Annotated in this window: 7 protein-coding genes and 1 pseudogene; all 8 read left to right on the forward strand. The window is 68.9% G+C overall.

Translation table 11 applies throughout. The features are described from left to right. The first annotated feature begins 47 nt into the window (after positions 1–47). Positions 48–1,315 (forward strand): annotated as a pseudogene (locus O0J73_RS10750) (MFS transporter). Continuing rightward, positions 1,312–2,505, forward strand: coding sequence for an isochorismate synthase (locus O0J73_RS10755; protein WP_308308681.1), 1,194 nt, complete (start codon positions 1,312–1,314; stop codon positions 2,503–2,505). The pseudogene O0J73_RS10750 and the gene O0J73_RS10755 overlap by 4 nt, the downstream one beginning before the upstream one ends. Next, entirely contained in the window at positions 2,502–4,154 is a 1,653-nt protein-coding gene (locus O0J73_RS10760) for an AMP-binding protein (protein ID WP_308308682.1), read from the forward strand. Before O0J73_RS10755 ends, O0J73_RS10760 begins: the two co-directional genes overlap by 4 nt. Continuing rightward, positions 4,154–4,786: an isochorismatase family protein gene (locus O0J73_RS10765; RefSeq protein WP_308308683.1), complete on the forward strand. Its 633-nt coding sequence runs from the start codon at positions 4,154–4,156 to the stop codon at positions 4,784–4,786. The genes O0J73_RS10760 and O0J73_RS10765 overlap by 1 nt, the downstream gene beginning before the upstream one ends. Beyond that, positions 4,786–5,043, forward strand: a complete 258-nt coding sequence (locus O0J73_RS10770) for a phosphopantetheine-binding protein (protein ID WP_008266045.1) — start codon at positions 4,786–4,788, stop codon at positions 5,041–5,043. Before O0J73_RS10765 ends, O0J73_RS10770 begins: the two co-directional genes overlap by 1 nt. Beyond that, complete coding sequence (locus tag O0J73_RS10775) at positions 5,040–8,930, forward strand: amino acid adenylation domain-containing protein (protein WP_308308684.1); 3,891 nt, start codon at positions 5,040–5,042, stop codon at positions 8,928–8,930. Before O0J73_RS10770 ends, O0J73_RS10775 begins: the two co-directional genes overlap by 4 nt. After that, positions 8,921–9,679: a 2,3-dihydro-2,3-dihydroxybenzoate dehydrogenase gene (locus O0J73_RS10780; RefSeq protein WP_006449825.1), complete on the forward strand. Its 759-nt coding sequence runs from the start codon at positions 8,921–8,923 to the stop codon at positions 9,677–9,679. The genes O0J73_RS10775 and O0J73_RS10780 overlap by 10 nt, the downstream gene beginning before the upstream one ends. 182 nt (positions 9,680–9,861) lie before the next feature. Continuing rightward, positions 9,862–10,308 (forward strand): transposase, encoded by a 447-nt coding sequence (locus tag O0J73_RS10785; RefSeq protein ID WP_308308685.1) that lies wholly within the window; start codon positions 9,862–9,864, stop codon positions 10,306–10,308. The last annotated feature ends 20 nt before the right edge of the window (positions 10,309–10,328 follow it).

Genomic DNA, 10,328 nt, shown 5'->3' on the forward strand with positions numbered 1-10,328 from the left:
GCGCACAGGCGTACCCGGCGATCCTTCCCTGTTACGGCTGGTGTTCCATGCACGCACGTCCCGTCGTCCCCGGCTTGCCGGCGCTGGTCCTGGCAGCCCTGATCGGCACCATGGCGATGATGTCCTTCGTTGCCGTGATCGGTCCAGTGGTCCGCATGCTCGGCCTGTCCGAGTGGCATGCTGGACTGTCGGTCACGGCGGCGGGCGTGTTGTGGATGCTGGCCGCGCGCCCATGGGGCCAGCTCAGCGACCGCATTGGCCGCAAGCGCGTGCTGATGCTGGCGATGAGTGCCTACACCGTGGTCTACATCGCGCTGGCGGTGTTCATCGACGTGGCTCTGCAGGCGGTGCCGCCGGTACTGGTGTCGGTGCTGGTGCTGGTGGGTGCACGCGGCCTGATCGGGCTGTTCTATGCGGCCGTCCCGCCCACGGCCGCCGCGCTGATTGCTGACAAGGCCCCGGCCGGACAGCGCGCCAGCTTCCTGGCCCGCCTCGGCAGTGCCAACGCATTGGGCATGGTGCTGGGTCCGGCGGCCGCGGGCTGGCTGGCCTACACGAATCTGTCGCTGGCGCTGTATGTGGCCGCCGTGCTGCCGCTGCTGGCGCTGGCATTGTTGGCCTGGCGGCTGCCGGCCACGCCACCGGTGGCGGGAAGTGGGGGGGGGCGGCGCCGGCCCCACACACGGTGGCGGGGGGGGGGCGGGCCCCGGCCGGGGGGGGGGTATGTGGCGTGCCGGGCCGCGCGCCGATGCGCAGGCTCGACCCGCGCCTGCGCCTGCCGCAGTTGGCGGCGTTCATTGCGATGGTGTCGGTCACCATCGCGCAGGTCACGGTCGGCTTCTTCGCGATTGATCGATTGGGTCTGGATGCTGCAGCCGGCGCGCGCATGGCCGGCATCGCGCTCACTGCGGTCGGTGTCGGTCTGATCCTGGCGCAGGCGTTGGTGATGAAACTGGACGTGCACCCGCGGCGCTGGATCATTCTCGGTGCACTGATCTCCGGTATTGGTTTCGCCTCCGTGGCGGGCGTACAGCAGGCCTGGCAGTTGCCGGCGGCCTACGCACTGGCGGCGTTCGGCATGGGCTTCGTGTTTCCCTCATTCCAGGCGCTGGCCGCCGATGCAGTGGAAGCGCACGAGCAGGGCGCCGCCGCCGGCACCGTAGCCGCCGCGCAGGGCCTGGGCATGGTGGCCGGGCCGATGCTCGGCACGCTGTTGTATCGCGGCGGGCCGAGCCTGCCTTACCTGCTGGTCGGCGCGCTGCTGCTGTTGCTGTGCGCGCTGGCCGCAGCGCACCGGATGAAGGAGACCCCATGAACGACTCCCTGAGGCAGGGCGCGTGGCCGGAGGCTGCGCAGGCGCTGCTGGAGAACACCGACGACGCGTCGCTGTTCCTGCTGCAGCATGCTGGCCAGCACGTGCACGCACGTGGCTGCCGGGCGACGCTGCCGAATGGCGCGCTGGCCAGCTTGGCCGGGCGTGTTGCCGAGTTCTTCGCGCAGCAGCGCGGTGGCCCGGGCCTGCTGGTTGGCGCGGTGCCGTTCGAGCCACGTGCCGATGACGCGCTGTACCAGCCGGAGCGCCTGCTGCCGGCGTTGCCGCCGCAGCCACAGGCGGCACCCGCGCTGCAGGGCCCACTGCAGGCCGAGCCCGCTGCGCAGGACTATGCAGCCGCCGTTGCCGCCGCAGTGCAGGCGCTGCGTGCACCCGAACAGGATCTGCACAAGGTGGTGCTGGCGCGCAGCCTGTTGGCGCGTACCCGCAACGCACTGTCACCGGAGGTGCTGCTGGCGCGCCTGGGCGCCGATCCTTCGGTGGCCACCTACGCGGTTCCGCTTCCGGTCGAACCGGGCCAGGCGCCCGCCTGGCTGGTCGGCGCAACGCCAGAGTTGCTGCTGCGCAAACGTGGTGCGCAGCTGTTGTCGCATCCATTGGCTGGATCGGCACGCCGCAGTGCCGATGCCGCCGAGGACGAGCGTGCCGCGCAGGCATTGCTGGCCTCGGCCAAGGACCATGACGAACACCGTCATGTGGTGGAGGCGATCGTCGATGGCCTGTCGCCTTACTGCAGCCATATCGATGCGCAGCCGCGTCCGGCGCCGCATGCCACTGCCAGCATGTGGCACCTTGGCACGCGTATCCATGCCACCCTGAAGGACCCGCAGACCCCTGCAGCCGAGCTGCTCGCGCAGCTGCATCCGACACCGGCGGTCTGTGGCACGCCGCGCCTGGCGGCGCTGCAGCGCATCCGCGAGCTGGAGCCGGTGCCGCGCGGTTTCTATGCGGGCGCGGTCGGCTGGCTGGACGCCCAGGGCGACGGCGACTGGTACGTGGCGATCCGCTGCGCGCGACTGCAGGGCACGCAGCTGCGCCTGTACGCAGGTGCCGGCATCGTCGCCGAGTCGCAGCCCGAGGCCGAAGTGGCCGAGACCGCAGCGAAGTTTGCTGCCCTGTTGAATGCGCTGGGCGTCCACGACGCCGCGCCCGCGATCGAGCCTGCTGCATGAACACTTCCGACACTTCTTCCCGCATGCCACTCCAGCAGGTATGGCCGGACGATCTGGTGGCGCGCTATCGCGAGGCCGGTCACTGGCGTGGCGAAACCTTCCCGGCCTTCCTGCGCGAGCGCGCCGAATGCTATGCCGATGACATTGCCGTGGTCGCTGGCGACATGCGCCTGAGCTATGCGCAGCTGTGGCACGAAGCCGGCCGCATCGGTGCCGGGCTGCTGGCACGGGGCCTGCATCCGGGCGAGCGGGTGCTGGTGCAGCTGGGCAATACCGCCGGTTTCATCACCACGATCTGTGGCCTGTTCCGCGCTGGCCTGGTGCCGGTGTATGCGTTGCCGGCGCATCGCATCACCGAGCTGGTGCACTTTGCCAACAAGGCCGAAGCCAGTGCCTACATCACCACCGATCTGCACGACGGCTTCGATCATCGCGGACTGGCGCGGGCGTTGCAGGCTGACGTGCCGGCGATACGCACGGTGGTGATCGACGGCGATGCGCTGGAGTTCATCGCGCTGGACGGTCTGCAGGGCGACCGCGCCCGGCTGCCGGCCGACCCGGACCCGCAGTCGGTGGCGTTCCTGCAGATTTCCGGTGGCAGCACCGGCCTGTCCAAACTGATTCCGCGTACGCACGACGACTACATCTATTCGTTCCGCGCCAGCAACGCGATCTGCGGCATCGACCGCGACAGCGTGTACCTGGTCGCGCTGCCGGCCGCGCACAATTTCCCGATGAGCTCGCCGGGGTTCTTCGGCGCGCTTTATGCCGGTGCCCGCGTGGTGCTCAGCCCCGGCCCCGGCCCGGATGCGGCGTTCCCGCTGATTGCCCGCGAACAGGTGACCTGCTGTGGCCTGGTGCCGCCGCTGGCGTTGCTGTGGGCGCAGGCGGCGGCGACCACCTCGCATGACCTGTCCAGCCTGCAGGTGCTGCAGGTGGGGGGCGCCAAGCTGGTGCCCGAGGCCGCGCGGCGGGTGATCGACGGCCTGGGCTGCACGTTGCAGCAGGTGTTCGGCATGGCCGAAGGCCTGGTCAATTACACCCGGTTGGATGATCCGGAGGACCTGATTGTCGCCTGCCAGGGGCGGCCGATCAGTGCGGACGACGAAGTTCGCGTGGTCGACGACCACGACCAGCCGGTGGCCGAAGGCGAAGTCGGGCACCTGCTGACCCGCGGCCCTTACACCATTCGCGGTTACCACAACGATGCGCTGGCCAATGCACGCTCGTTCACCGACGATGGCTTCTACCGCACCGGCGACCGCGTGCAGCAGCTGCCAGGGGGCTACCTGGTGGTGCAGGGGCGCGCGGGTGACCACATCAACCGGGCCGGCGAGAAAATCTCCGCCGAAGAGATCGAAGATCATCTGCTGGCCCACCCGGGCGTGTTCGACGCCGCCGTGGTCTCCATTCCCGACGCGTATCTCGGTGAGCGCAGCTGCGCGTTCGTGATCCAGCAGGGGGAGCCGATCAAGGCGCCGGCACTGAAAGCCTGGATGCGTACGCGCGGCCTGGCCGCGTTCAAGGTGCCGGACCAGGTTGTGTTCGTCGACAGTTTCGATACCACCGCGGTCGGCAAGATCAGCCGCCGCGAACTGCGTGCGCAGCTGCGCGCGCGTCATCTGCAACAGACAGGAGGAACGCCCTGATGGCGCTGCCCCGCATCACCCACTATCCCTTGCCGACCGCTGCCGAACTGCCGCAGGCGCGCGGCCCGTGGCGCCCGCAGCGCGAGCGCATCGCACTGCTGGTACACGACATGCAGCGCTACTTCCTGGCCGCTTTCGATGCCGGCAACGCGCCGCTGCGACCGGCCGTGGACAACATCGCGCGGCTGCTGGCGCATTGCCGCGCCCATGGCATTCCGGTGTTCTACACCGCCCAGCAGGGTGACCAGGACCGTCGTGATCGTGGCCTGCAGGCCGACCTGTGGGGGCCGGGCATGCGCCGCAGTGCCGACCATGAGCCGATCATCGAAGCCGTCGCACCCCAGCCGGGCGAGCATGTGCTGGTGAAGCACCGCTACAGCGCGTTCCAGCGCAGCAACCTGGAAACGCTGATGCGGGTGCGCGGACGCGACCAGCTGCTGGTGACCGGTGTGTATGCGCATATCGGTTGCACGGCGACGGTGCTGGAAGCGTTCCAGCGCGATATCGAAGCCTTCATCGCCGCCGATGCCGTGGCGGATTTCTCGCGCGCCGACCACGATCAGGCGCTGCACTGGATCGCGCGCACCAGCGGTGTGCCGATGACGACCGACCAGCTGCTGGAGGCGCTGTAATGACTGCTACGGGTGAGGTGCTGGATCTGGAACGCATGCGTGCCGATGTGGCGCGGGTGCTGGACTGTGCACCGGCCGAGATCGGTGACGACGACAACCTGATCGACCTGGACCTGGATTCGATGCGCATGCTCGGCCTGGTGCTGGCCTGGGGCAACACCGGGTTGCCGCTGGAGTTCTCGCAGCTGGCCGAGCACACCACGCTGCGCCAGTGGTGGGGCGTGGTGCAGACGCTGCAGGCGGCGCAGCGCGCATGAACGCCGCTGCGTTGGCCACACCGCTGGCTTTGACCGAGGCCCAGGCCGGGCTGTGGTTCGCACAGCGGCTGGCACCGGACAATCCGTCGTTCAATACCGCCCATGCGGTGTGGATCGACGGCCAGCTGGATGTGCCCGCATTCATGGCGGCGGCCAACCAGGCGGCGGTTGAATCCGAGGCCTTCGCGCTGCGTTTTGCCGAAGGCACCGACGGGCAGCCAGTGCAGTGGCATGACCCGGCGCATGTGCCGCTGTTGTCGGTGCGCGATCTGTCCGGCGAGACCGACCCGGCGTCGGAGGCGCGTGCGCTGATGCAGGCCGACCGGCTCAGCGCAGTCGATCCGACCCGCGACCGGATCAGCCAGCAGGTGCTGTTCGATCTGGGTGGGCAGCGCTGGGTCTGGTACCTGCGCGTGCATCACTTGGCCGCCGATGGCTATGGGATGGCGCTGTTCAGCGACCGGGTCTGTGCGCTCTATTGCGGCCGTGCGGGTGAGCCCCTGCCGGGATTGGCTGGGGTGCTGGCCGACGATGCGGCCTATCGCGCAGATGCGCGCCGTGAACTGGCCGGACAGTGGTGGCGCGAGCAGCTGCACGGGGCCCCTGCGGGCGCGGGCCTGGCGGGTACCGAGCCGGCCAGCGATGATGCGCTGCGCTGGGTACAGCCGCTCGATGCCGCGTTCCGCGAGCAGCTGCTGCAGGCTTCGGCACGCTGGCTGCAACCGTGGCCGGATGTGCTGGCCGCGTTGTCGGCCGAGTACCTGCGGCGGATGAGCGCGGCCGACGAAGTGGTGGTGGGCGTACCCTTCATGGGGCGGCTCGGCAACGCGTCGGCGCGCGTGCCGGCGATGGTGATGAACGTGCTGCCGCTGCGTGTCGCGGCGGGCGAGGGCAGTGTCGAGGCGTTTACCCGGGCACTGGGCCGGCAACTCAGCCAGGGCCGAAAGCACGGCCGCTATCGTGGCGAGCAGTTGCGCCGTGACCTGGGCCTGGTGGGCGCGCAGCAACGGCTGCATGGGCCGTTGGTGAATGTGCAGCCGTTCTACGCGCCACTGGCACTGCCCGGTGTGCAGGCGACGCTGGAGGTCCTGTGCACCGGGCCGGTGGACGACCTGACGCTGGGTTTCCGTGGCGATGGCCAGCGTGTTCTGGATCTGGAGATCGAGGCCAATCCCGCGCTGTACCGCAGCGAGGACGTGCAGGCGCATGCCACGCGCCTGCTGCATTTCGTGTCGGCGGCGCTGGACGCTGACGACATCGCGTTGGTGCCACTGGCCACGGCCGACGAAGCCCAGCAGGTGGTGCACGGCTTCAATGCCACTGCACATGCGCTGCCGCAGGCCACGCTGGTCGAACTGCTGCAGCAGGGCATGGATCGCGATCCGCAGGCGACCGCCCTGGTGTTCGGCGATATCGCGCTGGACCACGCCACGCTGGAAGCGCGCAGCTTTGCGCTGGCCGCCCAGCTGCGCGCGATGGGCGTCGGCCCAGGCAGCGTGGTGGCGGTGGCGTTGCCGCGATCGCTGGAACTGGTGATTGCGCTGGTGGCCGTGCTGCGTGCGGGAGCCGCGTACCTGCCGCTGGACCTGGCCCATCCGGACGAACGCCTGGCACGCATTCTGGCCTCGGCGCAGCCGGCCTGCATGCTGGCCGCGGCGGATGTGTCGGCGCGGATGTCCAAGGTGCCGGTGCTCGCACCGGAACAGTGGACCGCGCTGAGCTTCGCCGCGCCGTGGGCCGATCCGGCGCCCGACGATGCGGCCTATGTGATCTACACCTCCGGTTCCACTGGCGAGCCCAAGGGCGTGGTCATCGAGCACCGCGCCATCGTGAACCGCCTGCTGTGGATGCGCGAGCATTACGGCATCCGTGCCGACGACCGCGTGCTGCAGAAGACCCCGGCGACCTTCGATGTCTCGGTCTGGGAGTTCTTCCTGCCGCTGCTGTGCGGAGCCAGGCTGGTGCTGGCCGGGCCGGACGCGCATCGTGATCCGACCGAGCTGGCGCGGCTGATCCTGGCGCATGGCATCACCACCGCGCACTTCGTGCCGTCGATGCTCGATGCCTTCCTTGCCGCACCGGCCTCCCAAGGCCTGCAGCTGCGTCGCGTGTTCACCAGCGGCGAGGCGCTGGACGCCGCACTGCGCGACCGCTTCCATGCGCGCGTGCGCGCCGAACTGCACAACCTGTATGGCCCGACCGAAGCGGCCGTGGACGTGAGCTACTGGCCTGCGTCGGCGCAGGACCGTTCACGGCCGGTGCCGATCGGTTTCCCGGTCTGGAATACCCGCCTGTACGTGCTGGACGCGCGGATGCAGCCGCTGCCGGTGGGCGTGCCCGGTGATCTCTACCTCGGTGGCGTGCAGCTGGCACGTGGCTACCTTGGCCGCGATGACCTGACCACCGAGCGCTTCCTTGCCGATCCATTCCTACATGGCGAACGCATCTATCGCACCGGCGATGTGGCGCGCTGGCGCGACGATGGTGCGGTCGAGTACCTCGGCCGCAGCGACCATCAGGTGAAGCTGCGCGGCCTGCGCATCGAGCTGGGCGAGATCGAGGCGGCGCTGCGCGAGCTGCCGGGCATGGCGCGCGTGGAAGTGCTGTTGCGCCAGGACGCACCCGGTGATGCCCGGTTGGTAGCCTACGTGCCGTCCACGCTGGCAGACGCCAGCGCACTGCGCAGCCATCTGGCCACCCGCGTGCCGGATTACATGGTGCCGTCGGCATTTGTTGGCGTCGATCACTGGCCGGTGACCGCCAACGGCAAGCTGGATCGCAATGCGTTGCCGAAGCCGCCGCAGCAGGACGTGGGCGGGTTGGCGCCGCGCACGCCGCTGGAGCAGGAGCTGGCCGAGCTGTTCGCGCAGGCGCTGGGCCGCGAGGCACCAGTAGCGGTGGATGCCGACTTCTTCAGCCTCGGCGGTGACTCGCTGTCGGCGGTGCACCTGCTGCTGGCCATTGAACAGCGCTGGCGCTGCGATCTTGGCCTGGGTGCCTTGTTCGCCCAGCCAACCGTGGCCGCTTTGGCAAAGCGCATTGCTGAACCGCCGGCACTGGCCGACCATGCGTTGGGGCCGGTCATTGCCTTGGCCGCCACCGATGCCACCGGGCCTGCACCGTTGTTCGTGTTGCATCCGGCCGGTGGCATTGCGTGGAACTACCGGGCCCTGGCCAGGGCGCTGCAGCCGGCACGCGCGGTGTACGGCCTGCAGTCTCCCGCGCTGGATTCACGCGAACCGATGCCGTCCAGCATCGAAGCGATGGCCAACGGTTACGTGCGGCGCATTGTGGCGTTGCAGCCGCAGGGTCCGGTGCACCTGCTGGGCTGGTCGGTGGGCGGCATCCTCGCCCAGGCGATCGCGGTGCGCCTGCATGAGATCGGCCGTGAGGTGGGTGAGCTGGTACTGCTGGATGCCTACCCCAGCGAGTGCTGGCGCGCCGAACCGGAGCCCGACCCGATTGCCGCGCTGCGCGCACTGCTGGCCATTGCCGGCCATGACCCGGAGGCGCATCCGGAGTTGGACAACCGCGAGCGCATCCTTGCATTCCTGCGGCGAGGCGGCAGTGCGCTGGGCAGTCTGCCGGATGTAGTGCTGGATGGCGTGGTGCGCGCGGTGACCGGCACCAATCGATTGATACGTGAACACATCCACCGGCCGTTCGACGGCACCCTGGTGCATGTGCGCGCCGGTCGTGACCACCAGGCCCGCCCGCAGCTGCAGTCGGCGCTGTGGCGGGCACATGCACGCAAGGTACAGGCGCTGGAACTGCCGTTCCTGCACGCCGAACTGACTGGACGTGACGCGGTGGCACAGTTGGCGCCGTGGCTGTCGGCGCGGCTGCGCCACTGGGATGAGCAACAGGAGATTGCAGCATGCAGTTGACCGGCTTTGAAGGCCGCGTGGCCCTGGTGACCGGCGCGGCCGGTGGCATCGGTGAGGCGCTGGTGCGTCTGCTGGCCGAGGCCGGCTGCACGGTGGTGGCCACCGATCGCGAGGCGCCACGCGTGGAGGATGCGCGCGTGCACGCGTTTTCGCTCGATGTGACCGACAGTGTGGCGGTGGACGCACTGCTTGATCGGGTGGAAGCCAGTCTCGGGCCGATTTGCCTGGCCGCAAGCGTGGCCGGGGTGCTGCACGTGGGCGACGTCGCCGGGACCTCCGATGCCGACTGGCGCCGGGTATTCTCGGTGAACGCCGATGGCGTGTTCCATGTTGGGCGTGCACTGGCGCGGGTGATGTCGCCGCGCCGGCAGGGCGCGATTGTCACTGTCAGTTCAAATGCGGCGGGCGTGCCGCGGCATGGCATGGCCGCGTATGCGGCGTCCAAGGCTGCCGCGACGATGTTCACCCGTTGCCTTGGGCTGGAACTGGCGCCGCTCGGCATCCGCTGCAACATCGTCGCCCCGGGTTCAACACTGACCCCGATGCAGACCGGCATGTGGCAGGACGAGTTTGGTGCGCAGCGGGTGATCGCCGGCAGCCTGGAGACCTACAAGGCCGGTATTCCACTGCGCAAGCTGGCCACGCCCGAAGACATCGCCCATGCGGTGATGTTCCTGCTGTCCGAACAGGCCGGCCATGTGGCGATGAGCGATCTGTACGTGGACGGCGGCGCCACCCTGCGCGGGTGAGCTCCGACGCCGGCCGGGCCGGCAACCCATGACCCCCGGTAGTGTCGGCCGCTGGCCGGCAACCCATGATCCCCGGTAGTGCCGGCCGCTGGCCGGCAACCTCATTCAACTTCAGACATCCCCCAACACCCGTCGAGGCGAGATCTGACGTTCAACACCCACTGATCGTTCCACCATGGCGTATGAGCAGCCATCGCCTCCGTCTGGGCCGTCGCTCGATCATCGGCCAGGTCTACGTTCTGAAAACTACCACGCATCAGCGCTGCCGGCTCTTTGAAAGCGAAGCTGCAGCAGTATGTGTAATCGACCAGTTCCATTACATCGAACAGCGTGGACTTGTGCAGTCACTCGCATGGGTCGTCATGCCGGATCACGTCCACTGGATGTTCGAGCTGCGCGCAGCTCACCTCCCAGACATTGCACGCCGAATGAAGTCGTCGAGTGCGCTTGCGCTGAGTCGCCTGGCGGGTCGTCGAAGTACGGTATGGCAGTCTGGATACTTCGATCACGCAGTGAGGGCTGAGGAGTCGCTGGCGCGGCAAGCCCTGTACATCCTCGGGAATCCGGTGCGCGCTGGCCTTGCTGGGCAGGTCGGCGAGTACCCACATGCGTGGTCGGTCTGGTCGTGATGCCGGCCAGCGGCCGGCAC

Origin of the sequence: Stenotrophomonas sp. Sm6012, from assembly GCF_030985895.1 — a bacterium.
GTDB classification, from domain to species: domain Bacteria; phylum Pseudomonadota; class Gammaproteobacteria; order Xanthomonadales; family Xanthomonadaceae; genus Stenotrophomonas; species Stenotrophomonas forensis.